The sequence below is a fragment of the Alteromonas gilva genome, assembly GCF_028595265.1.
GTDB classification, from domain to species: domain Bacteria; phylum Pseudomonadota; class Gammaproteobacteria; order Enterobacterales; family Alteromonadaceae; genus Alteromonas; species Alteromonas gilva.
Genome location: NZ_JAQQXP010000002.1, coordinates 346,696 through 373,125, shown reverse-complemented (window position 1 = coordinate 373,125; position 26,430 = coordinate 346,696). Strand labels below are relative to the sequence as shown.

At 49.3% G+C, this 26,430-nt stretch carries 23 protein-coding genes; 18 read left to right on the top strand and 5 right to left on the bottom strand.

Features of this window, described 5'->3' with window-relative positions; translation table 11 throughout:
• Positions 1–114: 114 nt before the first annotated feature.
• From pilM to OIK42_RS15250, 9 genes are all read left to right on the top strand, one after another.
• Complete coding sequence (pilM, locus tag OIK42_RS15290; protein WP_273641917.1) at positions 115–1,185, top strand: type IV pilus biogenesis protein PilM; 1,071 nt, start codon at positions 115–117, stop codon at positions 1,183–1,185.
• Positions 1,173–1,754, top strand: coding sequence for a PilN domain-containing protein (locus OIK42_RS15285; protein WP_273641916.1), 582 nt, complete (start codon positions 1,173–1,175; stop codon positions 1,752–1,754). The genes pilM and OIK42_RS15285 overlap by 13 nt, the downstream gene beginning before the upstream one ends.
• Positions 1,751–2,362, top strand: coding sequence for a type IV pilus inner membrane component PilO (locus OIK42_RS15280; RefSeq protein WP_273641915.1), 612 nt, complete (start codon positions 1,751–1,753; stop codon positions 2,360–2,362). The genes OIK42_RS15285 and OIK42_RS15280 overlap by 4 nt, the downstream gene beginning before the upstream one ends.
• Positions 2,359–2,883: a pilus assembly protein PilP gene (locus tag OIK42_RS15275; protein WP_273641914.1), complete on the top strand. Its 525-nt coding sequence runs from the start codon at positions 2,359–2,361 to the stop codon at positions 2,881–2,883. Before OIK42_RS15280 ends, OIK42_RS15275 begins: the two co-directional genes overlap by 4 nt.
• 15 nt (positions 2,884–2,898) lie before the next feature.
• Entirely contained in the window at positions 2,899–4,665 is a 1,767-nt protein-coding gene (locus OIK42_RS15270; protein WP_273641913.1) for a type IV pilus secretin PilQ, read from the top strand.
• Positions 4,666–4,964: 299 nt separating this feature from the next.
• A complete protein-coding gene (aroK, locus tag OIK42_RS15265) occupies positions 4,965–5,480 on the top strand; it encodes a shikimate kinase AroK (protein ID WP_273641911.1) in 516 nt (171 codons plus the stop codon).
• Positions 5,481–5,502: 22 nt separating this feature from the next.
• Entirely contained in the window at positions 5,503–6,570 is a 1,068-nt protein-coding gene (gene aroB / locus OIK42_RS15260; protein WP_273641910.1) for a 3-dehydroquinate synthase, read from the top strand.
• A gap of 46 nt (positions 6,571–6,616) precedes the next feature.
• Complete coding sequence (locus OIK42_RS15255) at positions 6,617–8,062, top strand: SPOR domain-containing protein (protein ID WP_273641909.1); 1,446 nt, start codon at positions 6,617–6,619, stop codon at positions 8,060–8,062.
• A 257-nt stretch (positions 8,063–8,319) separates the two neighbouring features.
• Complete coding sequence (locus OIK42_RS15250; protein WP_273641908.1) at positions 8,320–9,165, top strand: Dam family site-specific DNA-(adenine-N6)-methyltransferase; 846 nt, start codon at positions 8,320–8,322, stop codon at positions 9,163–9,165.
• Here the strand turns inward: OIK42_RS15250 and OIK42_RS15245 are convergent.
• The 3 genes from OIK42_RS15245 to OIK42_RS15235 all read right to left on the bottom strand — a co-directional run bounded on the left by OIK42_RS15245 (position 9,162) and on the right by OIK42_RS15235 (position 10,493).
• Positions 9,162–9,356, bottom strand: coding sequence for a DUF2970 domain-containing protein (locus OIK42_RS15245; protein WP_273641907.1), 195 nt, complete (start codon positions 9,354–9,356; stop codon positions 9,162–9,164). The genes OIK42_RS15250 and OIK42_RS15245 overlap by 4 nt on opposite strands.
• 18 nt (positions 9,357–9,374) lie before the next feature.
• Positions 9,375–9,620, bottom strand: coding sequence for a hypothetical protein (locus tag OIK42_RS15240; RefSeq protein ID WP_273641906.1), 246 nt, complete (start codon positions 9,618–9,620; stop codon positions 9,375–9,377).
• Positions 9,621–9,776: 156 nt separating this feature from the next.
• Positions 9,777–10,493 carry a TorF family putative porin gene (locus OIK42_RS15235; protein WP_273641905.1) on the bottom strand — a complete coding sequence of 239 codons (717 nt, stop codon included), beginning with the start codon at positions 10,491–10,493 and terminating at the stop codon, positions 9,777–9,779.
• A gap of 409 nt (positions 10,494–10,902) precedes the next feature.
• Here OIK42_RS15235 and rpe point away from each other — a divergent pair, with 409 nt between their 5' ends.
• From rpe to OIK42_RS15195, 8 genes are all read left to right on the top strand, one after another.
• Positions 10,903–11,598, top strand: coding sequence for a ribulose-phosphate 3-epimerase (gene rpe, locus OIK42_RS15230; RefSeq protein ID WP_273641904.1), 696 nt, complete (start codon positions 10,903–10,905; stop codon positions 11,596–11,598).
• Between the two features lie 10 nt (positions 11,599–11,608).
• Positions 11,609–12,616: a tryptophan--tRNA ligase gene (trpS, locus tag OIK42_RS15225; RefSeq protein ID WP_273641903.1), complete on the top strand. Its 1,008-nt coding sequence runs from the start codon at positions 11,609–11,611 to the stop codon at positions 12,614–12,616.
• A gap of 17 nt (positions 12,617–12,633) precedes the next feature.
• Positions 12,634–13,284 (top strand): anthranilate synthase component II, encoded by a 651-nt coding sequence (locus OIK42_RS15220; RefSeq protein ID WP_273641901.1) that lies wholly within the window; start codon positions 12,634–12,636, stop codon positions 13,282–13,284.
• 102 nt (positions 13,285–13,386) lie between these two features.
• A complete protein-coding gene (locus OIK42_RS15215; protein WP_273641900.1) occupies positions 13,387–14,547 on the top strand; it encodes an HDOD domain-containing protein in 1,161 nt (386 codons plus the stop codon).
• Positions 14,548–14,895: 348 nt separating this feature from the next.
• A complete protein-coding gene (locus OIK42_RS15210; protein WP_273641899.1) occupies positions 14,896–16,104 on the top strand; it encodes an aspartate aminotransferase family protein in 1,209 nt (402 codons plus the stop codon).
• 17 nt (positions 16,105–16,121) lie between these two features.
• On the top strand, positions 16,122–17,159 hold the full coding sequence (gene astA, locus OIK42_RS15205; protein ID WP_273641897.1) for an arginine N-succinyltransferase: 1,038 nt from the start codon (positions 16,122–16,124) through the stop codon (positions 17,157–17,159).
• Between the two features lie 53 nt (positions 17,160–17,212).
• Positions 17,213–18,685: a succinylglutamate-semialdehyde dehydrogenase gene (gene astD, locus OIK42_RS15200; protein WP_273641896.1), complete on the top strand. Its 1,473-nt coding sequence runs from the start codon at positions 17,213–17,215 to the stop codon at positions 18,683–18,685.
• 97 nt (positions 18,686–18,782) lie between these two features.
• A complete protein-coding gene (locus OIK42_RS15195) occupies positions 18,783–19,589 on the top strand; it encodes a DUF1338 domain-containing protein (protein ID WP_273641895.1) in 807 nt (268 codons plus the stop codon).
• Positions 19,590–19,761: 172 nt separating this feature from the next.
• Here OIK42_RS15195 and parC read toward each other — a convergent pair whose 3' ends face one another.
• The gene (gene parC, locus OIK42_RS15190) at positions 19,762–22,011 is read right to left on the bottom strand and encodes a DNA topoisomerase IV subunit A (RefSeq protein WP_273641894.1); all 2,250 of its coding nucleotides are present in this window, start codon (positions 22,009–22,011) and stop codon (positions 19,762–19,764) included.
• Positions 22,012–22,263: 252 nt separating this feature from the next.
• Here parC and OIK42_RS15185 point away from each other — a divergent pair, with 252 nt between their 5' ends.
• Complete coding sequence (locus tag OIK42_RS15185; protein ID WP_273641893.1) at positions 22,264–25,416, top strand: hybrid sensor histidine kinase/response regulator; 3,153 nt, start codon at positions 22,264–22,266, stop codon at positions 25,414–25,416.
• Here the strand turns inward: OIK42_RS15185 and OIK42_RS15180 are convergent.
• Positions 25,399–26,088, bottom strand: a complete 690-nt coding sequence (locus OIK42_RS15180) for a DUF2982 domain-containing protein (protein ID WP_273641892.1) — start codon at positions 26,086–26,088, stop codon at positions 25,399–25,401. The genes OIK42_RS15185 and OIK42_RS15180 overlap by 18 nt on opposite strands.
• Positions 26,089–26,430: the final 342 nt, after the last annotated feature.

Here is a 26,430-nt window from a genome sequence, read left to right as displayed (position 1 = left end):
CAAAATGACTTATATTTTATACCTAAGTGTATTTATTAGAACCATTTAATAGAAAAAAATTCAGTAACATCATAAGTTAGAAATTGTTCGCTAAGAAATAAGGCTACGGTTGACATGGTAAGATCACTGTTCAAAAAGAAGCAACCCTCCATTGTCGGACTCGACATTGGTACCCGTTGCATCAAAGCGGTGGTGCTTGAAGGCGCTGCCGGTGACTACACGCTGACAGCGTATGCCTGTGAGCCGATCATCAAAGATGCCTTCAGAGAGCGTGAAATCAGTGACTACGACGCGGTGAGTCTGGCCTTGCGTAAAGTTCGCCTGGCGCTAAAAAACAAATTAAAGCCTGCCGCCATCGCGGTGGCCGGTACATCCGTTATCAGTAAAGTGGTGCACATGGAGCCCGATCAGTCAGACTTCGAGCTCGAAGGACAAATAGAGGTTGAGGCCGACAGTCTTATTCCCTATCCCCTTGAGGAGGTCTATCTCGACTTTGAAGAGCTGGGTATGAGCGAGACTCACGCCGGCAAAGTCAATGTGTTACTCAGTGCAGCGCACAAGGATATCGTGGATTCTCGCTCAACATTAGTACGCGAACAGAGCTTTGAACCACTGGTTGTCGACATTGAAAGCTTTGCGCTGGGCAACGCCGTTGACTACTTCTACCCTCATGACGAGGCGCGCTCATCGGTGTGCTGTATCAATGTGGGAGCCTCATTGCTGCAGGTCTGCGTATGGCAGGAGGGCGAGGTGCTCTATACCAAGGAGCATAACTTTGGCACCGATACGCTGCTGCAGGATTTAGCGCTCATTCACATGCTCGAGCGTAAAGATGTTGAGTCACAACTTATCGACAACACGCTACCGGATAACTGGGTAACCGACACGTTGCCGGTTTTTGCGGCAAATTTACAACAGCAGATTAACCGGGCTATCCAAATGTATATGAGCACCATGAATGCCAAGCGCCCGCAGCGCATTGTCCTCAGTGGTGGTGCTGCCGTACTGCCAACCTTAACCGAGACATTACAACAGGACTTAGGCGTTGAGGTGGAGGTTTTTAACCCCTTCTCAACCATAAAAATCAGTGACAAGCTCAACGCTGAGCAGGTCCAACAAACCGCCCCACTGATGGCGATAGCAGCCGGTTTGGCAAGCAGGGGGTTTTCTCCATGGCATATATAAATTTACTGCCATGGCGCGAGCAACGTCGCCTTAAGCAAAAGCAGCAATATCTTATTATTCTGGGCCTGGTGGCGCTCATCACCTTTTTGCTCTTCTGGTTGGTTGGTCAGTTTATTGATCAACAAATCAGTAATCAAAATGCCCGTAATCAGTACCTCACCTCGGAGATTACGGCGCTGGACAGTCAGATAGCCGAGATTAAAAAGATAAAAGAAAGTAAAGCGGCCATTGAGCAACGCATGGCGCTGATTGAGCAACTGCAAAGTAGCCGCAATCTGGCGCCTCAGGTATTCGATGAATTAGCGCGCATTGTGCCCCAGGGCGTGTCTTTTAAGTCTTTGCAGCGCACCGGGGCAGCTATTGAGGTGCGGGGCACCAGTGAATCGAATAACCGGCTGGCCGAATTTATGCGCCAGTTAGAAACCTCGAAGGTGTTTACCTCAGGCGAACTATCGTCAATTGTTGCCGATACCAGTGCCAGCGATGCAGTCAGTGAATTTACCCTTACCTTTGCCATCCAGGCTCAGACGGCCACTGCAAAACAAAAAAACAGTGGAGGTAACCAATGAAAAAATTTGATGTTGCCAAATTAAAAGAGATTAACGATCTCGACTTTGAGCAGATAGCCATCTGGCCGTTTGAAGTAAAAATCGTGATCGCTTTCTTTATAATTTTAGTGGTCTCCGGCATCAGCTATTCCAGTATTGTCAGCCCTAAACTGCCGCAACTGGAACAGGTAGAGAAAAAAGAAGCCGAGCTCAAACTACAGTTTGAAGCGAAGTATCGACTGGCGGCTAATCTTGAGGCCTACAAGGCACAGCTGGCGCAAATCGAAGAAGACTTTTCATCGATGTTAAAATCACTGCCCACCCAAAATGAAACCCCGGGATTGCTTGATGACATTACCTACGTTGGCACCAGCTCTGGCCTGACGTTTCGTTTACTGAACTGGGAAAAAGAAATTCCAAAAGAGTTTTACACTGAACTCCCCATCAAAATTGAAGTGGCCGGTAAGTATCACAGTTTTGGACAATTCGCCTCAAAAGTGGCCGAACTGCCAAGAATTGTCACCATGCATGATTTTACCGTGCTGAGTGAACAAGGCGGGTTGCGTTTAAGCCTGTTGGCGAAAACCTACCGGACGGCAGCGACAGAGCCGCGGGGAGGTGGTAAATGAGCGCTGTAACCCGCCTCGCAAGCGCACTGGTTGTCGGCGTGCTAATCACCGGCTGTTCACCGCAACTGGATGATCTGAAAAGCTTTACTGCGCAGGTAAAACAAAATACCAAGCCGCGTATCGAGCCCTATCCTAAGTTTAGTCAGGAACCGGCATTCGTTTACAGCGCACAGGAGTTTCGCAGTCCGTTTACACGCCCCAAGATGGCCCAGGCACCCATTGTCACGGAGTCAAAGATAAACTGTTTGCAGCCCGACACGAGTCGCCAGCGCGAGCCGCTGGAAACCTATGGTATTGATGCCTTGTCGCTCACTGGCAGTTTTTATACTAATGGGCATAAATGGGTGTTGTTCAAAACGAACGACGGCCTGCTCTATCAGGCTAAAAAAGGCTCCAGGGTTGGACTGTTTTTCGGTCGCATCAGTGCCATTGTCGATAATAATGTTGTAATTCAAGAGCTTGTTCCTGACGGCACCGGCTGCTGGCAGCAGAAAGAAACAACGCTAACGATCAAGTCGTGAGCAGGAGATAACGAGATGTTTAAGCGATATATCTGTAACAACTGCCTTAACGGGCAATCCTCACGGCCAGCATGGCTGGGCATTTTTATGCTCTTTTGCCATGTTTTCGCACTGAATGCGAGCGCGCAACAATCACCACAGCTGATCAATCCTAACGCCGATGCAGAGTTAGTGTTTACGTCACAATTGCAGGATATTGCTTTTACCCGAGGGGCCGATGGCAGCGCAGTTACTACACTGACTTTTGATAATAATAACGCAGTGCCTGAATTTGTTGAGGCTAACGGTAAGTTGCTGCTTACGTTACCGCGTACATCGCTGGCCGAAGATCAGTTAGTTGAACTGGACGTTGTATCTTTTGGTACACAGCTCACCAGCATTGAAACATTTCAGGACCAAACGGCCAGTCGTATAGAGTTTGATTACAATGGCATTGTTACCACTGACACCAGCAAAGATGGCAACACGGTTACCGTCACCATTACGCCAATGAGCCAGGAACAGCGCGACAAGTTAAAAAACAGCCAGTACAAGGGCGAGCCCATCTCGCTGGATTTCCAGGATGTGCCGGTACGTCAGGTGCTGCAAATCATTGCCAAAGTAAATGGGTTTAATTTAGTCACGACTGATACCGTCTCCGGTAACGTGTCGATCAGCTTAACCGGGGTGCCCTGGGATCAGGCTTTGGACATGATTTTACAAATCAAAGGCCTGGACAAGCGTCAGGAGGGTAACATTCTGCTGATTGCCCCCAGTGACGAATTATCTCAGCGTGAAACCCAGAAGTTGCAATCCGATCAGCAAGCCGCCGAGCTGGCGCCACTGGCCTCGGCCAGTATAACGGTGAATTACGCCAAGGCCTCCGAGCTGGCTGGCATACTCAAGAGTGAAGAAGGTGCCGCAGGCATATTAACCGAGCGTGGCGCGGTGTCGGTAGATAACCGCACTAACACCATCCTGGTACGCGATACCCAGGCGTCGATAGATGAAGCGCGACGTGTTATTCGTTCGCTGGATATTCCGGTTAAACAAGTACTGATTGAATCACGCATGGTAACAGTAAGGGACAACGTCGACGAACAGCTGGGCGTGCGCTGGGGATTTTCTGACCGGCAGAGCGATAACGGTATCTCAGGCTCCCTGGAAGGGGCCGATAGGATTGCCGCCGGCGTGGTGCCGTCTTTGGGTGACCGGCTGAATGTGAACTTACCGGTGAGCGGCCCGGCTGGCAGTATCGGTTTTCAAATTGCCAGTCTGGCAGACGGCACGATTCTCGATTTAGAACTGTCCGCACTGGAATCAGAAAACAAAGGTGAAATCATCGCCAGTCCGCGTATTACTGTCGCTAATCAACAAGAGGCTTATATTGAGCAGGGCACCGAAATACCCTACTCACAGGCGACCTCAAGCGGCGCGACCTCGGTTGAATTTAAAAAAGCGGTGTTAAGTTTAAAGGTGACCCCACATATTACGCCGGACAATCGTATTATTCTTGATTTGGTGGTTACCCAGGATACCCGCGGTGAGACCGTTCAGACCGCCACCGGTGATGCCGTAGCCATCGATACTCAGGAAATCAAAACCCAGGTATTGGTCGAGAATGGCGAAACAATTGTCCTGGGCGGTATTTTTCAGCAGGTCAATAGTAACGATGTTAGCAAAGTACCGTTGTTCGGCGATTTACCCGTTGTTGGTGGATTATTTCGAAACAGCTCTACGGTCTATCAAAAACGTGAATTACTCATATTTGTTACGCCCAAAATCGTAACCGAAGCGCTATAATCAAGCCTGGCAGCACCAATTTAGTGTCGGTGCTGCCTCAAATCTCGCTTTTTGTGCTGTTCGATTATCAGTTTTTACGCATTAAAACACTGTTTCAAGTCGTATTTTGCAGGTTTAGCCCTAATCCCTGCAACAAAACTTGCATAGCGGTCAGAGAAACTGAGATAATCCCGCTCTCGAAAATTTAACGAGGTTTTGTGTATGTGCTTATTAGCGACAAAATAAGCACGTGTGAACGGGTGGTTGAGGAAAACAGTGAATACTGCCCTTAACATAAATAAGTTGTGAAATAAGCAAATATGGCTGAAAAACGTAATATCTTTTTGGTTGGTCCAATGGGAGCCGGTAAAAGTACCATTGGTCGTCACTTAGCAGATGAGTTACACCTCGAGTTCTTTGATTCCGATCAGGAGATTGAACGTCGTTCTGGCGCCGATATCACTTGGATTTTTGATCTCGAAGGTGAAGAAGGTTTCCGCAAGCGCGAAGAAAATGTCATCAACGATTTAACCGATAAGCAAGGCATTGTGCTGGCCACAGGAGGCGGTTCAATTGTAACCAAAGCTGTGCGCAATCGCTTATCAGCACGTGGTATCGTTGTGTACCTGCAAACCACTATCGATAAACAGGTTGCCAGAACCCAACGGGACAAGCGTCGTCCGTTGCTACAAAAGGGCGATCCTGAACAGGTGTTAACTGATCTCGCCGACTTACGTAATCCACTTTATGAAGAAGTAGCCGATTACGTCGTAGAGACTGACGATCAATCAGCACGCGCTGTGGCAAATCAGATTATCAGTAAGATTGGATTATAGATTAATTTAAGGAGCTACCCGGGTGTCAACTTTAACGGTAGAACTTGACGAACGTAGCTATCCTATCCAGATTGAAGCCGGACTGTTATCACAGCCCGGCTTTTTTGTGCCTTATATTAAAGGTCAGCGTGCAGTTATCGTTACCAACGAGACCGTTGCGCCACTTTATCTGGACAGGGTACTTGCCGCATGCGGCGACAAGCAAACAGATGTCATCACGCTGCCCGACGGGGAGCAGCATAAAAACCTGGCACAATACGAAGTCGTAATGACGCGCCTGCTGGAAATGAACGCCGCACGGGATGTTACCTTAATCGCCCTGGGTGGCGGTGTTATTGGTGATCTGTGCGGATTTGTAGCAGCTACTTACCAGCGTGGCGTGCCCTTTATTCAGGTACCAACCACCCTGCTATCTCAGGTTGACTCATCCGTGGGCGGTAAGACTGCGGTAAACCACCCGCTGGGTAAAAACATGATCGGTGCTTTTTACCAGCCTATTCTGGTTGCCATCGACATAACCACCCTCAATACCTTGCCAAAACGAGAGTTTGCCGCCGGCATGGCCGAAGTCATCAAATACGGTGTCATCTACGACGCTGAATTTTTTGACTGGCTCGACACCAACCAGCAGGCGCTCAATGCACTTAACCCGGAGATCCTGGCAAAAGCTATTTTTCGGTGTTGCGAGATTAAGGCAGAGATCGTCGCTCAGGATGAGCGTGAAGGCGGAATTCGCGCCTTGCTCAATCTGGGCCATACCTTTGGCCATGCTATCGAAGCTGAGCAAGGCTACGGCAACTGGTTACACGGTGAAGCTGTTGCGGCTGGTATCATACTTGCTTGTAAAACCGCTGAACACCTTGATTGGCTGACACCGTCAGAAACCCGTCGTGTTGCGACCTTAATGCAGCAGTTTGAATTGCCTGTCCGCGGCCCCGATAGCATGACCTGTCAGGATTACATGCGACACATGGCGCGTGATAAAAAAGTTGAGGCGGGACAGATACGTTTTGTCATCCCGCAAGGTATCGGCAGAGCAACGGTCACAAAGGACGTTAGCCAGGCGATACTCGACGATGTGTTGGGCTAAGCAGGGTTAACGTTTATCGCGTATTACGACTTATGAGGACACTCCGGTGGCGTCAGAGCTTCACAGCAGACTTGAATATCTGGTTAACTACTCTTCGCAGCTGATTTTTGTCAGCGGCGATACTATTGCTGAGCAGCAACGCACGCTGGAGTCGTTTGTTTTTCAACAGTCAGATAGTACCGAACTTGCCTTTGTTACAGCAGAGCCATCTCTCAACATTACTGATTACCGCGGCACCCTGTGCAAACAGTTGCTCGGTCAGGTTGTGGGCAGCTACGTTCGTCCCCTCAATGAGCTTTTAGCGGGCCTTAACCACCATGAAGGCCCGGTATTAATAACCATCACGCAGGCTCAGCATATTCCCGATACGTTTTTACAGGAACTGTGGGATCTGGTGCTCCAAAGCCGGTTTGCGAATAACAAGCAACATTTGAATGTTTTATTGTTTGGCGACACCGCCTGGGCAGAAGAAGCCAAACAATGGCTACCGGCCAAAAATACCAGCACGCCTCTGCTCATTAGCAGTCAGTCGGTATCCGGTTCGCATTACGGCAGCGAACTCGACCGCATGCTGGCCGAAAAACGCGCCTCCTTTGAACAGTACCGCCGTGATAAAGGCGCATTGACCGCCACATCTGCCCGCCCCAATCGCCTGCGCTCTCCCTGGCTGTGGCTGGGTATTTGTTTACTCTTTGTGTCGAGTTTTGTGGCCATTTTAGGTTGGCAGTACGGCACCAGTCTGTCAACTCTGTTTGCCCCTATCGACACTGCTGCCAACACTGGCGAGGCGTCTTCGCCGACAGTACAGACAGCCGTTGCCCCCCCAACGCGTACGCTGAGTGTGGTAAAACAGGATGCGGCTGAGCCAGACAGTCCGGTTGCTTCGCCGCAAGACACGGCCAGAGTCACGGCCCAGCCCAGAGTGATCGACAGTTATAGCGATGCGATTAAGACAATTCCCGCCGCGTCAGGCAAAGGCGACAAAAGCGGTGCTACGACTGCCAGTGAAAGTACCGGAGCAGCAAAAGCAACCAATGACGAAGCGGTAACAGCCAATGCGCAGAATGATCAGGACACTGTACAAGACACCACTGAGCAGGGCCTGACGACCACCGCGACCACGCAACCTGTTTCGCCAGCCAGCGCCAGCGCACCTGAGCCGCCGCCAGCAAACTCGTCAGCGGTCGCCGGTTCCTTGCCTATTGCAGACAGCCGCTTTATTGAAGACGCAGGGGCTAATTACTGGATACAACTGGCCGGTATGCAAGACGCTCAGCTAGCTGCCACCTACCTCAGTGACAATGATCTTTATGCAAAGGTTATCATTTACCAAACCAGGCGCTACGGCGGAGACTGGTATGTAATTTTGTGGTCTGCCCCGGCACCCACATTAGAGGCTGCCCGGCAAAGCCTCGCTGCGCTGCCTGAATTTCCGGGCAGTGAAAACGCATTTATTAAGCGTAAAGCGCAAATAGCCGCTGAATTAAACTAGACCGACGCCAGCAGTGCACTACCCTGCCCGCCAGATCCCCATCGCATTTGGGTATGGTAGCGCCTAATCGCGCAAAATTAATCTTTTATAAGTATTGCTGGTTGTCGAGATCAGCACTGGCAGATACAATCATACCCTTAGGAATTTCAGTTGTTAGCAAGCAGGGTAATCTTGTTTGCACAATCCTGGCAGACTCTTGTTATCATTTTTCTGCTACACAATAATAATCAAAGCGTCAGTGAGTAGTTACCAGCATAATGGCCGTCAGTAAAAACAGGGCTTTCCTCAAATGGGCAGGAGGCAAATACAGTCTGGTTGAACAGATTAATGCGCACTTGCCGGAGGCCAAGAAATTAATTGAGCCCTTTGTTGGCGCCGGTTCTGTTTTTTTGAACTCTGATTTCCCGCACTATGTACTCAATGATATTAACCCCGACTTAATCAGCCTTTATAACCGCCTGAAAAACCGGCCTGACGAGTTAATTAGTGACTTACGCGGTTTTTTCTCCTCGCAACATAACAACGAAGCCACCTATTACGCATTGCGCGAAGAGTTTAACCAAACCAAGGATGCGCATTACCGGGCGCTGCTATTTGTTTACCTTAACCGCCACGGTTACAACGGCTTATGCCGCTACAGCTTAAAAGGTCGCTTTAACGTGCCGTTTGGACGTTACAAAAAGCCCTATTTTCCCGAGCGGGAGATGTACCATTTTGCCGAAAAGTCCCAGCGCGCTAAATTTACCTGCCTGCCCTTTGAGAAAGTATTTCAGTATGCACGTAAAGGCAGCGTTATTTATTGCGATCCTCCCTATGCACCCATGAGTAAAACTGCGCTCTTTACCAGCTACAGCGCCAAACAATTCAGCTTACGTTGCCAGCACAAACTGGCCACGCTCTCTCAGCGGGCAGCCTTTAAGCGTCAAATACCAGTGTTAGTGTCTAACCACGACTTGCCACTGACCCGTCAGATGTACCAGGGCGCGCAAATTACGTCACTCAATGTAAAGCGTTCAATTAGTCAAAACGGGAGTTCACGAAAACCAGTGGGGGAGTTACTGGCACTCTTTCACGGTGAACCGGTTTACCCTATCGCGCCTTAAGCGGGCAATATCCAACGCACCAGCAAAACCAACGACACAACAAGCAATACCACAAACACCACGCCAACAACGACATAAGGGACGACGCTGGACTGAGTAAAATCCTGCTGGTAGTTTTTATGGCTTTGTACGCCAAAGGCACTGGCTATAACACTTTGTACTATTCGAAGTAAACCAGGTTTGGATGCCATAATGCGCATACGGCGAGCTTACTCACTATCCCGGGCTGTATGACGAGACATTAATTCAAGTAAGTCTAAGAAGTGAAAACGGTAAGAACTGGAGCGCCCGGTCAGCCATGCAACCCAACTCACCTGTTCGGTGTCGAACACGGCATTGGGTAAGCAGTCATCGGCTATAGGTTTGGTAGCAATGTTAAAGCCACTGGTCAACAGAACCACTGTACATACAGCGATCGCCACTCTCCAGTTTAAGCTTTTCTTTAACTTTGCCATATCATCCAATCCTGAAAAAACAAATCCGTTGTGCTAATTATAACCAGTTTGCTTTTGCAAGCAATGTTATTTTCGTTCAATGTGCAAAGGCCACACTTTTCAGTGTGGCCTTTGCGTGCATAACATGTTCACCCGGTAAGGGTTAAATGTGTTTACTTACAGCTCGAAATCAACAGAGTAAGACACTGTATATTTAACAGAATCATTATCTGTGGCGTCTGGACCTGCGTCATCCAAATCAGTGGTGCTTATCATAAATGCAAAACCACCGTTGGAAACCGTTACTGCGAAATCACGATAATCGCCTGGTACGCCGTTAAAGGCTTCGTTAAAGTCGCCCTGGTGTGAGCCTGCATGCAAGCCAATCTCTGTGCCACTCGCAAGCGCAAAGCCATAATCAAGCGACAAATAAGTGGTTGAGCCAAAACCGAAGTCCTGATCTACACCTTCATCTGGTTCAGCATTTGCCAGCACGTATAAAGTAGCGCTGAAACCGCCGTATCCAACTGTGCCGTAAATCTCGCCAAAGTCGAAACCAGCTTCTTCGTCATAGTTATAGTACAGGTAACCGAAATCGTAGCTGATATCACCTGACTCACCGGCAAAACCAAGGTACAGGTCGTGTTCATAAGAATAAACATCATCTGAACCGTACTGAACGTTTGAAGCCCAGGTACCCGCATAAAAACCGCTGTCACTGGCGTAGTCAATACCACCAGATACCGCAGGTTCGTTGGTGGTTTGCGTTAAACCACGCCAGATGTAGTTATTAGCAACACTAACATTCGCAGAAAAGCTATCGGCCAGTGCGGCTTGTGAAGTCAGGCAAGAGCCAACGACAGCTAAAGTTACCAGTGTTTTATTAAATTTCATGTGTGTTCTCCGTATAAATATCGCGTAAGTGTTTTTATTTAAATCACTTTTCTGTCTGCATTTTTCTTATTATGGTTTCGGTATACGCAAAACTAATGCCCACTTATTAAACGGCCAACACTTACCAGTTAAAATTAAATAAATATATGTTTTAAATGTGTTTTTATACGCACAACAAAAATCGTATAATATTTAACAAATGTTAATGGGATTGACGCTTGCACCAATCTGGCGCGCCATCACCATAAAGGGGCGTGATTATAACTTTTGCCTGTGCGTATAATCCGTTAAAATATAAAGGCTGAATAATACGACGCTAATTTGTTGTTTTCTGTACATAACAGTGGGCTTAAAAGACTGCTGCTAAACAGGTTTGGCCTATCTACCCTACACAGTAATAAGGGCAACTATGCAACCATTTCTAATTGCGCCATCCATTTTATCGGCCGACTTTGCCCGTTTGGGCGAGGACGTAGAAAAAGTCATCGAAGCCGGCGCGGATGTTATTCATTTTGATGTAATGGATAATCATTACGTTCCAAATCTGACCTTCGGTCCGATGATTTGCAAAGCGCTACGAGACTACGGCATTAGCGCCCCTATCGACGTGCATTTAATGGTGTCGCCGGTGGACAGCCTGATTTCTCAGTTTGCCGACGCCGGTGCGTCTTACATAAGCTTTCATCCCGAGGCGAGCCAGCATATTGACCGCAGTTTACAATTGATCGCCGACAGTGGCTGCAAAGCCGGTTTGGTATTGAATCCGGCCACGCCGTTGCATTATCTCGATCATGTGATGGACAGGCTCCACCATATATTATTAATGTCGGTTAACCCGGGGTTTGGCGGTCAGTCTTTTATCCCGTCGACGCTTACCAAGCTGAAAATGGTAAAACAACGCATTGAAGCCAGCGGGCAAAACATTCGCCTTGAAGTTGACGGCGGTGTCAAAGTCGATAATATCGCAGCCATTGCTGAGGCAGGCGCCGATATGTTCGTTGCCGGTTCTGCCATTTTTAAACAGCCCGATTATGCAGCGGTAATTCAACAAATGCGCGATGAGTTGGCGACAGTGTCGTCAGCCCATCAGTCAGTGACAAAATAGGTAAAAATAAATGAGTGCAAAACCAATCGTATTGAGCGGCTGTCAGCCATCCGGGCAGTTAACCATAGGTAACTATATGGGAGCGCTGAAGCAATGGGTTTCGATGCAGGACACCCATGACTGCTTATATATGTTGGTGGACTTGCATGCGATTACCGTGCGTCAGGATCCGGAAAAGCTCAAGCAAGCCTGTCTGGACGGACTGGCGCTATATCTGGCTTGTGGCATCGATCCGCAAAAAAGTACCCTGTTTGTGCAGTCACAGGTACCAGAACATGCGCAGCTGGCCTGGGTCCTGAATTGCTACACCCAGATGGGTGAGTTAAATCGAATGACCCAGTTTAAGGACAAGTCAGCCAAAAACGTCGCAAATATAAATGTTGGTCTTTACAGCTATCCGGTATTACAGGCGGCCGATATTTTACTTTATCAGGCCCATGAAGTGCCGGTGGGTGAAGATCAAAAGCAACACCTTGAACTGACCAGGGATGTGGCCACCCGATTCAATAATATTTATGGCGAGACCTTTCGCATACCGGAGCCTCACATTCCGAAGTTCGGTGCGCGAATCATGAGTTTGCAAGAGCCGGATAAGAAAATGTCCAAGTCAGATACCAACCCCAACAATTTTATCGGGTTGCTGGAAGAACCTAAAAAAGTCGCGAAAAAAATAAAACGTGCGGTGACTGATTCTGATGAGCAGGCGCGTATCTATTTTGACTGGGCCGAAAAACCTGGCGTAACCAACTTGCTGACATTATTGTCACTGGCTACCAATACTGCCGTTGATGACCTCGTACCGGCCTACGAAGATAAAATGTATGGCCACTTAAAATCGGATGTGGCAGAAGCCGTAGTGGCGTTTTTAGAGCCTCTACAGCAGCGTTATCATGCACTGCGCAATGACCGCGCGTATCTGGATGATGTGATGCGCCAGGGTGCAGAAAAAGCCCAGGTCAGAGCCAGCTCAACGCTTAAGTCCACTTACGAAGCGCTAGGGTTCATTGCCAAGCCATAACAGGTGCAGAGCAGACATTGCTGTTATTAATCGATAACTACGACTCCTTTAGTCACAATCTGGCCCGCTATTTTACCGAGCTGGGTTGTGAATTAAGCGTAGTACGTAACGATGCCATACGCCCCGAGGATATCGACCCCGCTGTGGTAGAAGGTATTGTGATATCGCCGGGCCCGTGTACGCCTGATGAAGCAGGTGTCAGCCTGGCGGTAATTAAACAGTTTGCCGGGCTGATACCTATTTTTGGGGTTTGTCTGGGCCATCAGGCTATTGGCCAGGCCTTTGGTGCATCCGTTGTCGGCGCTGCGCGTATTCGTCATGGCAAGGTGTCGGCAGTGCAACACACCGGTGATCCGCTGTTTCACAACATACCAGAGACTTTTGCGGTGACCCGTTATCACTCTCTGGTTATTGCGCCAGAGTCGTTGCCCGACTGTCTGATGGCATTAGCCTGGACGCACGACGGCCAGCAACAGGAGCTGATGGCGCTGCGCCACAGGACCCTGCCCATTTGGGGTGTACAGTATCATCCTGAGTCGCTGCTCACTGAGTATGGGCATCAGATCCTGGATAATTTTTTACAACTCGCCAGGGTGCGCCGCCAACCAGGGGGTGTACCCGGTGTACTGATGGCTAACAAACTGGCAGGTTCACCGGAGCTGTTGTAAAACAGTGTCGCATAGTCATGAAGCATACCGGTGAATGCAAGACACTGAAGACGGCAATAAAAGCGTTGCATTAGGGACTAATAAGGAGATAACACGCAACCAATGGCTGAACAATTGCTGGCATTACCAAGCTTTGCCAAACGCTTTGATTATTTGTTGATCGCACCGCAATTAGCCCGGAAAATGATTGGCCGGACGCTCGCCGGTGAAGTGAGCTATGCTGAATCCGAACAAAGCTATACGCGTCGCCAGCTATTAAAAGTAGAAAAAGATGCGTTAAAGAAAAAACTCAAAACAGCCCGGGTACAAAGCGAATACGTGCAGCAAATAAACCAGCAGCTGCACGCCATAATTAACAAAAAAATCCACCAGCAACTGGCCGATACGCCCGGTGTGTGCGAGTCGCTGCTGGATTGGGGCGACGACACTACGGTACTGTTTGACGTGCTGGCAACCCCATCTGTGACAATTTCAAAAGTCGAAGCCGTGGCTGCCCATATCCCCTGGTTGATTGATGAGCTCATCAGACTGGTAAACCGCCCCCGGTATCGCCGTCGGGATGCCAGGGGAAACATCATTATGGTGGATACGCTTAAAACGGCACTGAGCTATATGGGCGTTGACACCCTTAAACAGCTCCTGCCCGGATTAGTGTATAAACACACTCTGGCGTTTAGTACCGAGCCCTTTCCTCTACTCAGCCAAACGGTATGGGAATACACCCTGGTTGCAGCGCAAACTGCTGATCTTATCGCCGACCGTTATAAGGTGGACCGCTATGCGGCGTTTACGTTGCCGTTAGTGAGTGAGCTGGGCCGCAGCGCAATTACCCGGCTGTACTTTAACTTGTTTGAGCAGGTTCACCTGGACTTCTTAGCACATGCACAAAAAGCCAAACTGAGCGGTCTTCACTCAGCGCTGGTACAACTGTTACCCGATCCCAAAGCGCTCATTACACTGCTGACAGAGCACAGCATCCCGGTGACACTCAATGTGCTCGACTACATGGCATTCAAACAACTTCATTATACCGCCCCTGTTAAGCAGCTCACTGCTGACTTGCTACTGGAAGAGACTTCACCCGCGGCGCAACTATTACAGCAAAGCCGCTATTACGCGAAATACCGTATGCTCAAAGACAATCACTTGTTTGTTGATAATGAGGCCAACACCTTTTTGACCGGTTGTGCGTTACCACCATCAACTCGCCTGACACTTGATAACACTGACCTCAGGCAACTGCAGGTATTGAGCGATATGTAACCGGATGCTTACAGCGTCACGGCATTTTTTTCGTTTTTTTTCTCTCATAATCATGCATCACACAAATTGTCGCGATTTAATGGTTCGGCAGGATGATAAGCCGCGAGCGGCATTTTACAGACTAATGAGCCCCTCTGCAGCGCCTTATGCATTGTAGTGGGTAGTTATTCACTTTTTATGCAATATAAGCCACAGGCCTTGATTTTGCTATGTTTTACTGCTGTTATCATAGAAGACAAAGACACTGGATAGTGGCATACTGGCGTGCTTTAAGACGAATCAATGGTGTCATTTCATGGCTATTTCGAGCCTAAATAACACCTAATACCGACAGTTTGAGGTGATAAAATGCATGTAACCCGCGAAACGTTTGATCAAGTCATGGTGCCTAACTACAACCCTGCCCAGATGGTACCGGTGCGTGGTGTTGGTTCGCGCGTTTGGGATCAGGCAGGTAATGAGTATATCGACTTTGCCGGTGGGATTGCTGTGAATGCGTTAGGTCACTGCCACCCGGAACTGGTCAGTGCACTCACCGAACAGGGTCAAAAGTTATGGCACCTGAGCAACGTGTTTACTAATGAGCCGGCGTTACGTCTGGCCAGCAAGCTCACCGAACATACTTTTGCTGAGCGGGTGTATTTTGCTAACTCCGGTGCAGAAGCAAACGAAGCTGCGTTAAAACTGGCTCGTCGGTATGCGCTGGAAAAGTTTGGCGAACATAAACAAAAAATCATTGCCTTTACCCAGGGTTTTCATGGTCGTACTTTCTTTACCGTTACCGTTGGCGGACAACCTGCGTATTCAGATGGTTTTGGTCCTAAGCCCGGCGCGGTAGAACACTGCAATTATAACGATTTAGCGGCCTTTGAGGCGCTTATCGACGATGACACCTGTGCAGTGATGATGGAACCTCTACAAGGTGAAGGCGGCATTATTTCGCCCGATCCGGACTTTGTAAAAGGGGTTCGTGAACTATGCACCAAGCACAATGCCTTGCTTATTTTCGATGAAGTGCAATCCGGTATGGGTCGAACCGGCCACCTGTATGCGTACATGGGGCTGGATGTGGTACCCGATATTCTGACCACGGCGAAGTCACTCGGTGGTGGTTTCCCCATCGGTGCGATGCTGACCACAACAGAAATTGCTCAACACTTAAAACCCGGCACACATGGCAGCACTTACGGCGGTAATCCTCTGGCGTGTGCGGTAGCCGAACGGACCTTTGATGTCATTAACGATCCTGTTGTACTGGAAGGCGTGAAGCAAAAAGAACAGCAATTCCGCGATATTCTGGCCACCATTAATGCCAAGCATCACGTATTTAGTGAAATTCGCGGTAAGGGATTGTTGCTCGGCTGTGCACTCAATGATGACTTTACGGGCCAGGCCAGACAGTTCCTCGACGCGTCAACCACCGAGCATTTAATGTGTCTGGTTGCCGGGGCCAATGTGGTGCGTTTTGCGCCGTCACTGGTTATACCCGAGGCCGACATCAGTGAAGGGCTCAGTCGTTTTGAGCGCGCTATCGCTAGTGTCGTTGCAGCCAAATAAGGCGCTGGGGAGAGGTAATGTACATCATTCGCCCAATCAAATTAAGTGACTATGACTCGTTGTATGCGGTAGCCGAAGAGTCAGGCATCGGCTTTACCTCACTACCGGTCAACGAAGCACTGTTAAAACGCAAAATCAATAAATCGATTGACGCGTTTGGTCGCGACGTGTCAGCGCCCGGTAACGAGTCTTATTTGTTTGTGATGGAAGACGTCATTACTGGCGAGGTAGTCGGTACCACAGGCATCGAAGCAGCGGTCGGTATCGACGATGCATTCTATCATTACCACCTCGGCAAAGTGGTCCACGCGTCACGCGAGCTGAATATACACAATACGGTTGAGATTTTAACCTTTTGTAATGACTATACCGGGGTCAGCGAAATCTGTACGCTGTTTCTGCGCGAGAGCGCCAGAAAAGGCGTTAATGGACGCTTTTTGTCGAAGGTACGCTTTTTGTTTATGGAAGAGCACCGGGAACGTTTCGCCGAAATTGTCATCGCCGAAATGCGCGGTGTCAGCGACGAAAACGGACGCTCGCCTTTTTGGGAATGGCTTGAGGCGCACTTTTTCTCAATGGATTTCCCGACGGCTGATTACCTTACCGGTATCGGCAATAAGGTGTTCATTGCCGAGTTAATGCCTAAATATCCCATCTATGTGAATCTGCTGAGTCAACGAGCACAAAGCGTGATTGGCAAGGTCCACCAAAAAACCGAGCCTGCATTGCGTTTGCTTCAGGAAGAGGGATTTAGTTGTCGCGGCTATGTGGATATCTTTGATGCCGGCCCCACCGTTGAGGCCCGGCTCAGCCACATCAATACCGCGCAGCGTAGTCGTCGGGTGAACGTTCATTTAGACGATCAGTCTGCCGCCCAGGTTGGTGAGTTAAGTTATATCATCAATACGAAAATAAATGATTTCAGAGCAGTGGTCGCCGATGTCAGTTTCGATGAGAAAACCGGCTTAGCGGTTATCTCTCATAAAGCCGCTGCCGCACTCAATATCGCAGAAGGCGATGCGATTCGCTACGCGTCGGTCAAGCCCCGCAACTAACGCAGCAAATGACCGGGTTGCGCTTTACAACACCATTATCAGGACAGAATATTATGCAACAAACCATACATTTTATTAATGGCCAGTGGTTAGCTGGTGAAGGTGCAGCGATAGCATCTGTGGATCCCACCAAAAATGACACCTTCTGGCAGGGTAATGCAGCCTCTGCTGCACAGGTAGAAAAGGCCATATCCGCAGCGCGTACGGCACTGCCAGCCTGGTCAGCGATGAGTGTCGAAGCACGGCTGACCATCATTAAAAAGTTTGCTGAACTGCTTGGCGAACACAAAACTGAATTTGCCGCCCTGATTGCACAGGAAACGGGCAAACCGCTGTGGGAAACCGCTACCGAAGTCGGCGCCATGATCGGTAAAATAGGCATTTCGGAAAAAGCCTATTACGAACGCACCGGCACTGTCGAAAACCCGATGCCGGTAGGCAAGGCCTTTATTCGTCATAAGCCCCACGGTGTGGTAGCCGTTTTTGGCCCCTATAACTTTCCTGGTCATTTACCCAATGGCCACATCGTACCGGCATTAATCGCCGGCAACACAGTGGTGTTTAAACCCAGCGATCTCACTCCGGCAGTGGCGCAAAAAACCGTTGAGCTCTGGCAGCAGGCTGGTATACCCGACGGCGTATTAAACCTGGTGCAAGGCGAAGTCGACACCGGTAAAGCGCTGGCGGCACACCCGCATATCGACGGTTTGTTTTTTACCGGCAGTTCACGTACCGGTAAACTACTGCACGAACAGTTTGCCGGTCATCCTGGCAAAATACTGGCCCTTGAAATGGGCGGCAATAACCCGCTCGTTGTGACCGATGTGGCCGATACCAAAGCCGCGGTTCACGATATTATTCAGTCAGCCTTTGTGACATCAGGCCAGCGCTGCACCTGTGCGCGCCGCTTATTTATTCCGGCCACCCCGGCGGGTGACGCTTTAGTGGATGCGTTAGTGGCGGCCACCGCCAATATTTCGGTGGGTCACTATGACGCCGACCCACAGCCGTTTATGGGTGCCATGATCAGTGTTGCTGCAGCAAAAGGAATGGTAGCGGCTCAGCAATCGTTACAACAGCTGGGCGCCAAGTCACTGCTCGAGTTAAAGCACCTCGATACAAACACCGGCCTGGTATCGCCTGGCATCATTGACGTTACCGACATTCTTGACAGTATGCCCGATGAAGAACACTTTGGGCCACTGGTTAAAGTCATCCGCTACACCAGCTTTGATGAGGCCATTGCCGAAGCCAATAATACCCGCTTCGGGTTATCAGCAGGCCTGCTCAGCGACAGCGAAGCTGACTACCAGCATTTCTTTAGCCATATTCGCGCGGGTATCGTCAACTGGAACCGTCCAATCACTGGCGCCAGCAGCGCTGCACCTTTTGGTGGTATTGGTGAAAGCGGTAATCATCGTGCCAGCGCTTACTATGCCGCTGACTACTGTGCCTATCCGGTTGCGTCGGTAGAGCTGGAGCAGGTAACATTACCCGGTACGCTCAGCCCCGGCCTTAAGCTATAAGGCGCGCAGATAGCGCAACTCAGATCGCAGGTATTGCCGGATGACACGACAACCGGCAACAACCTGTTAACAGGGAATCCCCGGAGGGAAATTAACCATGCATAACAATATCGATGCCCTATTTTCTGCACTTTGGCAGGATTACGTGCAGATCACGCCTAGTGCTAAGCGGATCCATAAACTGCTCACCGGCGAAGAAAACAGCCCTCAGATTGTCAACGATCACGTGGCATTTCGTACCTTTGACTTAGACAAAACCCGCCTTAACCATTTAGCAGAACATTTTCTGGCACTCGGCTATGAGGCAAAAGGTGACTACGATTTTAAAGCCAAAAAGGTCACGGCGAAGCACTATGAGCACCCGGATAAGGATCAGCCCAAAGTGTTCATTAGCGAATTGCGGCTAGCAGAGTTTTCCACCCAAACCCAACACATCATTGAAGGTTTGGTAGAGCAAATGCCTGCCAGCATTGTGGACGCTGATAATTTTCTGTATTCAGGCCGCCATTGGCAGCTTTCCAGCAAAGAGTACCAATCGCTTGCCAGTGAGTCAGAATATGCCAGCTGGCTGGCAGCATGGGGCTACCGGGCTAACCACTTTACAGTCAGTGTGAATCACTTAAGCAACTTAACAAGTTTGGCTGAGGTCAACACGCTTCTCAAAGAAGCCGGTTTTGTATTAAATACTTCGGGCGGCGAAATTAAGGGCGGCGAGTCGGTACATCTGGCACAGTCATCGACCATGGCTGATCAGGTCGAACTCGAGTTTAGCGATGGCTCACTTACCATTCCAAGCTGTTTTTATGAGTTTGCCCAGCGCTACAACTTACCGAATGGCGAGTTGTATCAGGGGTTTGTCGAAGCCTCTGCTGACAAGATTTTTGAAAGTACCAACAGTAAATAGTCGTGCCGAACTATCTGCTTTAGCTCCTGCCTTAACCCCTCAGGTTGGCTTTATATTAAGCTAACCTGATGGGTGCTTTTCAATAAATGGCTCACTGAGAGCGTCTTTGGTGAAATGTAGTGTCATCAGCAACAGCGTTATTATCCCGCCATTGCCTGACACCGATTGTCACTTATTCAACTTCGACTTTATCGACCCGCTGTAATCCACGCGGTAACTTATTTCCGCGCCGGCCGCGCTCGCCCTGATAATGGGCAAGATCGTCTGCCGATAGCGTCATGCTGCGTTTACCGGCTGTGATCCTGACGGCGGCACCGTCGGGCACTACGGTAAGCACTTTAAGGTACTCCTCATGAGTCTGTGCCTTTGCCGACGGAATGCTGATCAACTTGTTACCCTTGCCTTTACCTAAACTTGGCAGATCACGTAGCGGGAACAACAGCATTCTGCCCTCGCTGGAAATCGCCATACACCAGTCGGAATCAAGGTTAGCCACCGGCTGAGGTGCTATTACCCTGGCCCCGGTCGGCAGGTTTACATAGGCTTTACCGGCTTTGTTCTTGCTGACCATATCAGAAAAAGTGCCAACAAAACCGTAGCCGGCATCGGAAGCCATAAGGTACTTGCCGTCATCCGGCCCCATAACCACATGGGCAAACTGTTCACCTGACACCACGCTGAAACGACCGGTTAATGGCTCGCCCTGGCTTCTGGCAGAAGGTAAACCATGGGCATCACAGGAGAACGCCCGCCCTGAGGTATCAAGAAATACCACCGGTTGGTTACTGCGTCCTATCGCGCTGGCCAAAAAGCTATCACCGGCTTTGTAGCTCAATGAGCCGGGGTCGATATCATGACCTTTGGCACAGCGTGCCCAGCCTTTCTCTGACACCACTACCGTCACAGGTTCACTGGGCACCAGCTCTTTTTCACTGAGCGCTTTCGCTTCGACCCGCTGCACTATGGGCGAACGGCGGTCATCGCCATAGGTTTCTGCATCCTGCAGAATTTCTTTCTTGATGAGCGTTTTTAATCGACGCTCTGAGCCCAGCAGCTGCTGTAAATGATCGCGCTCTTTGGCGAGCTCATCCTGCTCGCCGCGAATTTTCATTTCCTCAAGTTTGGCCAAATGACGTAACTTTAATTCCAGAATCGCTTCGGCTTGTTTGTCACTCAGGCTGAACCGCCGCATTAACTCAGCTTTGGGCTCGTCGTGGTACCGAATAATTTCAATAACTTCATCGATATTCAAAAAGGCTATCATTAAACCTTCAAGAATATGCAGGCGAGCGAGTACCTTATCTAACCGGTATTGCAAGCGCCGCGTAACGGTATTCTTACGGAACACTAACCATTCCGATAAAATGGTTCGCAGATCCTTAACCTTAGGACGACCGTCGAGGCCAATCATATTAAGATTAACCCGATAGCTCTTTTCCAAATCGGTGGTGGCAAACAAATGCTGCATTAGCTGTTCAGTGTCGACCCGGTTTGACCGCGGAACAACCACCAGGCGGGTTGGATTTTCATGATCAGACTCGTCACGTAAATCACTCACCATGGGTAACTTTTTGGCCTGCATTTGACCTGCGATCTGCTCGAGAATTTTAGCCCCGGAGGATTGGTGTGGCAGTGCCGTAATGACGATATCACCGCTCTCTTCGTGGTATTTAGCGCGCATTTTGATGCTGCCACGGCCGGTTTCGTAGAGCTTTTTGATATCCTCGCGCGGCGTTATGATTTCGGCATCGGTAGGGTAGTCGGGCCCCTGAATGTCTTCCAACAAGTCCTGTAACTCGGCTTTGCTATTATCCAGTAATCTGGCGCAGGCATTTGCCACCTCGCGAACATTATGCGGCGGAATATCGGTAGCCATGCCCACCGCGATGCCGGTAACGCCATTGAGCAATATGTGCGGCAAACGCGCTGGTAATACCAACGGCTCTTTGAGAGTGCCATCAAAATTTGGAATCCAGTCGGCTGTGCCCTGACCGAGTTCGGCGAGGAGTACTTCGCTGAACTTAGACAGGCGCGCCTCTGTGTAACGCATGGCGGCGAAAGATTTCGGATCATCCGGCGCGCCCCAGTTCCCCTGCCCATCGACCAGTGGATAGCGGTACGAGAATGGTTGAGCCATCAACACCATGGCTTCGTAACAAGCGGAGTCACCATGAGGGTGAAACTTACCTAATACGTCACCCACGGTACGGGCCGATTTTTTATACTTTGCCGTGGCACTCAGGCCCAGATCTGACATGGCATAAATGATTCGCCGCTGCACCGGTTTCAGACCGTCACCGATGTTTGGTAACGCCCGATCCATAATGACATACATGGAATAATTCAAATAAGCGTCTTCGGTAAATCGCCGTATCGGTAGTTGTTCAACACCGTCTTGATTAATGGTTATTTCATCGCTCATGGGTTCTGTTTTATTCTCGTTTTATTATTAACGCACAAGGCCCGTGTTACGGATAAGCCTGGTTATGACATGCTCAACATTACCAGGACCTGCTAATTCCATTGTGAGTTAAAGTGCCACTAAGCGCAATAGAGGATGTCATTACTATCCGCCAGGGTTAAGCATCTTCAATCTAGCTTTTGCAGACAGCCGAAAGTTAGGGTTAAATAGAGCCGACAGTCACAGCAGAGCAGTTAGGGCGTAATTTATAATATGGTCAGATTCCCATACAGATGGTGGTTAGCGTTGCTCGCGATGGTGGCAATGCCATTACAGGCAGATGTGCACCTTTATGGTGGTGAGCAGACTCAGCTGCTGGCTGATAGCTTTGCTATTCAGTATGAGACCGATTCACCCTACACCATTTCTGACATATTAAAGCGACGTCACGAATTCACCTATCAGGCCGACAACAACCCCAATTATGGTTTTACCAATAAAGGCCTTTGGCTCCACGCTAACCTGTCGAATGTTTCAAACAATACCAACTGGGTCTTCAGCCTTAATTTTAGCCAGCTTGATAAAGTCGATTTTTATTTAGTGATCGATGATCAGGTCGTTGCGCAAAGCCATCAGGGCAAACTTCAACAGGAGCAAGTGTATCGCATTCCAACTTTTGAAACCAAAATCCCGGTCGGCGAGGAAGCGGAGCTACTACTCAGAATACAAAGCGACTCATCGAGTCTCATCGCCCCTATCTACGTCATGTCAGAGAAGTCCGAAATACGTATCAGCCAGATTGATAATTTAATATGGGGCTTATTTTACGGCGGCTTATTTATTCTGGCTGTTTATAACCTGGTGCTTTACATCGGCTCTCGCGAGCAAAGCTTAATTGCGTACGTTACTTATATTGTCACGGTGTTAATTTGGCAGTTTGTTTGGGGTGGGCATATTGACTTTTTCTTTGCCGACACCCTGTCACCGCTTATTTCTCCCTATACGTCAGTGATCTTCGCATTTATCGGGATTAGCTCGGGGATATTTTCGGTTATTTTTTTAGAAACCTCAAAAAATGCACCCTCCATGCATCCTGTTGTCATTGGTTTCCTGTGGTTACAGGCGTTATCGGGCCTTACCACTCTCATTGATGTTCTGCCACCAGCCTGGGAGCACAACCTGATTTACGGTATTGGGATGCTATCAATTTGCAGTTATATCGCCGCCGGTTTCGAGGCTTACTTTAAACGTTACAGGCCGGCCCGCTACTTTATTTTTGCCTGGGGCATACTTGCCAGTGGCGCAATTGTGGGAATGCTCAGCCTGGTTGGCGTGGTGCCCTCCAATATGTTTACCACGTACTGTTTCCAGGCCGCGGTTTTTTGCGAAGCGGGGTTATTTTCCATTGCTCTGATGGAAAAAAGTCGCAGCCAGCTGGAAAACGAAGTATCAGAGGCCACCAACGAGCTGCGTCACAATATGGAATTAATTGAAGAACAAAACGCGCGCCTGGATATCGCCCGTAAAGATGCCATAAACGCCAGCAATGTTAAGTCGCAGTTTCTGGCCAACATGAGTCACGAAATTCGTACCCCACTGAATGCCATTCTTGGTTTCAGTAAAGAGCTCACCAATATTAACCTGCCGGTCGATAAAATGGAGCAGGTAGGCATTATTAACACCGCCGCCGACAATCTGCTCACTATCGTTAACGATGTGCTGGATTTTTCCAAAATCGAAGCGGGCAAACTGCAAATCAATAACCAGCCGTTCTCTCCCAACTCGCTATTGGAAGAGATGGTAACGATAATGTCTAAATCGGCGCACATGAAAGGGCTGGAGTTTGTATACGAACTGGCGCCGCTGCCTGAGAAGCTGATCGGCGATGTATTCCGCATTCGCCAAATACTGAATAACCTGCTCAGTAATGCCCTTAAATTTACCTCATCCGGGTACGTTAAACTGGCTGTTCGCGGGAAGTCGCTGCAACATGGTATTCATGAACTCGAAATAGTCATCGAAGACACCGGCATCGGCATTAGCCGTAAAGATAAAAACAAGCTGTTCAGCGCGTTTTCCCAACTTGATGACGCTCTGAACCGCAGTTATCAGGGCACTGGTCTGGGTTTGGTTATTTGCCAGGAGTTAGTCAAACTCATGCGCGGTCACCTTAACCTTAAAAGCAGTCCGGGTCAGGGCAGTGTGTTCACCGTGATTCTGCGTACAAACCAGCTGAGCCAACGTTACTCGCTGGCAACAGTGCCAGAATGGAAAAACAAGAAAGTCGTGATTTTCGATCCTCACCCCTTTAGTCGGCGAGCCAGCGCACAAATGATGATTGGCCTTGGCGCTGTGGTACATAGCGTTGAATCAATTGACTACCTGACATCCCTTGAGGGACGGTTCGATTACCTGTTTGCCACTTTACCTACCTATAAAATGGCACAGCGCAGGTATTACCTGGAGAGTCTGAGACAGTTTAACGCCGACAAGCGCGTACTTTGGTATTCCGGCGAAGAGCCCTTTAACGAGCACCCTGATTATAGCGCCGACTTTGCGGCGCAAATAAGAATGCCGTTGACCTTGTCCAAGCTGGACGGGCTGTTGCACGGCAACATGCTGGAAAAAACCTCGCCCTTACAAGGCAAACTCAACGCTTTACCCAAGGCGCGCATTCTGGCCGTTGACGATATGGACATGAATTTAAAATTACTGGATACCTGGTTGGCCAATTCCCCCGTCAAACTTACGCTATCCACAAGCGGTCAGGACTCCATTAACCTGTGCAATAAGGAAGAGTTCGATCTGATATTAATGGATGTGCAAATGCCTGGTATGGATGGCCTCCAGGCCACCCGACAAATACGCAAAACTCCCCTCAACGCCGGTACACCGATCATCGCCGTCACTGCCCATGCCTTTAAAGAAGAGCAGGAGCGGCTGCTATCGTCCGGTATGGAAGATTATTTACCCAAACCCATCGACTTTGCCACGTTACTCAGCATGATTGCCCGCTGGTGTCACGGGGCAGAGCACACCGCCATGGCACTGCCCACCCTGGACTGGCAGCTGGCGTTAAAACGCGCCAACCAGAATCGCGATCTTGCCATTGAATTACTGCGTGACTTTGTTCAACACTTACCCAATGCATCTGAAATCATTCGCAATGAGTGGGAAAACCGCAATTTTCAGGGTGTTCAGGATGAAATACACAAGCTTCATGGTGCCTGTTGCTACACCGGTGTGCCCAAATTACAGGCATTAGCCGATGAAATGGAGTCTGCGCTGAAACGCAATAAACATCACGACGCATCGGAGCTCATGCCAACCATTGTTCTGGAAGGCGAAATTGTCGTGGCGCAGGCCAATAAATTTTTGCAGGACAACACCGAACACAGTGTGTCGAACTCAAAGTGGCTCTCGTAACCTGGCCACCTGACAGTCACGCAAAAAGCTAACGAACGCGTGAGGTTCGCGATCCAGTTCGCTGGCCGCAATAAATACATCATAGCCCAGCGACTCCCGCACCGCTGTCATACGGTTTGCTAATATCGCTTTTATGCCGGTCAGTATCTGGCCATTTTCCAGCGTGTAAGGCTTATCTTCAAAGAGACTGCTGCTATAGCAACCGCCGGTACTGCAGTTTTTATTCTGGCTGTGGATCAGCAACGGGCGTTGCTCAATAATAATGTGTGAGGCCAGGCGCGGCGATATGGTCAGTAAAAACTCATCGTAACGTTTGAGTTTAAAACCCACCAGTTCCAGCGTATCCATTTCCAGTCCACGACTCACCCGGGGACAGTCGATACGTTGAATATCGTCCCAGTTTAAACGCCACTGCCCGCAACGGTGCTGATAACTCACCTTGTCACGACCAATTGACAAACTGTGCTCGGGTTCGCGAATTTTAAACCAACCAACGAGCATAGTTACGATGGCGCCACTGATAGCAAATATAAGCGGCAGGAATAACACTTTCGGCGCGAATGACAGCGCTATGGAAGCAATAAGCAGCGCCACCACGCCAATGAGTAGCGTGGTTAACCCATTGCGCTTAGCCGTTGATTTAATCAGTATGTTGTCATCGCTGGAAGACATAAAAATACACCACTAACATTAAAATTGCCCATATGACGTAAAGCCGCATACGCTGACACACCGGGCACGAGGTTGACCACCACGCCCGCTTTTTGTCTTTTTGCCCCGGCGCTGTTGATGGCTTTTCAGTAGCGTCCGAATCCACACGTTTTACCATTTCAACACGATCTTAAACGGATAATCAGGGTAAACAGTTTATCACGGCCGGTTTTAATACCAACAATGCAAATTCAACGCGCCTGTTTTGCATAGCAAGGTCGGTTAGTCTCTGAGGCAGTGCGGTCTCTCTCCCCTGCTATCGGCGCTTAGCGTGAGGGCACAAACTCCCCCGCTAAGACGCCG

Excerpts from the sequence above, each read along its gene's own strand:
- pilM (WP_273641917.1), top strand. The coding sequence starts at position 115 with ATGGTAAGATCACTGTTCAAAAAGAAGCAACCCTCCATTGTCGGACTC.
- OIK42_RS15285 (WP_273641916.1), top strand. The coding sequence starts at position 1,173 with ATGGCATATATAAATTTACTGCCATGGCGCGAGCAACGTCGCCTTAAG.
- OIK42_RS15280 (WP_273641915.1), top strand. The coding sequence starts at position 1,751 with ATGAAAAAATTTGATGTTGCCAAATTAAAAGAGATTAACGATCTCGAC.
- OIK42_RS15275 (WP_273641914.1), top strand. The coding sequence starts at position 2,359 with ATGAGCGCTGTAACCCGCCTCGCAAGCGCACTGGTTGTCGGCGTGCTA.
- OIK42_RS15270 (WP_273641913.1), top strand. The coding sequence starts at position 2,899 with ATGTTTAAGCGATATATCTGTAACAACTGCCTTAACGGGCAATCCTCA.
- aroK (WP_273641911.1), top strand. The coding sequence starts at position 4,965 with ATGGCTGAAAAACGTAATATCTTTTTGGTTGGTCCAATGGGAGCCGGT.
- OIK42_RS15250 (WP_273641908.1), top strand. The coding sequence starts at position 8,320 with ATGGCCGTCAGTAAAAACAGGGCTTTCCTCAAATGGGCAGGAGGCAAA.
- OIK42_RS15245 (WP_273641907.1), bottom strand. The coding sequence starts at position 9,356 with ATGGCATCCAAACCTGGTTTACTTCGAATAGTACAAAGTGTTATAGCC.
- OIK42_RS15240 (WP_273641906.1), bottom strand. The coding sequence starts at position 9,620 with ATGGCAAAGTTAAAGAAAAGCTTAAACTGGAGAGTGGCGATCGCTGTA.
- OIK42_RS15235 (WP_273641905.1), bottom strand. The coding sequence starts at position 10,493 with ATGAAATTTAATAAAACACTGGTAACTTTAGCTGTCGTTGGCTCTTGC.
- rpe (WP_273641904.1), top strand. The coding sequence starts at position 10,903 with ATGCAACCATTTCTAATTGCGCCATCCATTTTATCGGCCGACTTTGCC.
- trpS (WP_273641903.1), top strand. The coding sequence starts at position 11,609 with ATGAGTGCAAAACCAATCGTATTGAGCGGCTGTCAGCCATCCGGGCAG.
- OIK42_RS15215 (WP_273641900.1), top strand. The coding sequence starts at position 13,387 with ATGGCTGAACAATTGCTGGCATTACCAAGCTTTGCCAAACGCTTTGAT.
- OIK42_RS15210 (WP_273641899.1), top strand. The coding sequence starts at position 14,896 with ATGCATGTAACCCGCGAAACGTTTGATCAAGTCATGGTGCCTAACTAC.
- astA (WP_273641897.1), top strand. The coding sequence starts at position 16,122 with ATGTACATCATTCGCCCAATCAAATTAAGTGACTATGACTCGTTGTAT.
- astD (WP_273641896.1), top strand. The coding sequence starts at position 17,213 with ATGCAACAAACCATACATTTTATTAATGGCCAGTGGTTAGCTGGTGAA.
- OIK42_RS15195 (WP_273641895.1), top strand. The coding sequence starts at position 18,783 with ATGCATAACAATATCGATGCCCTATTTTCTGCACTTTGGCAGGATTAC.
- parC (WP_273641894.1), bottom strand. The coding sequence starts at position 22,011 with ATGAGCGATGAAATAACCATTAATCAAGACGGTGTTGAACAACTACCG.
- OIK42_RS15185 (WP_273641893.1), top strand. The coding sequence starts at position 22,264 with ATGGTCAGATTCCCATACAGATGGTGGTTAGCGTTGCTCGCGATGGTG.
- OIK42_RS15180 (WP_273641892.1), bottom strand. The coding sequence starts at position 26,088 with ATGTCTTCCAGCGATGACAACATACTGATTAAATCAACGGCTAAGCGC.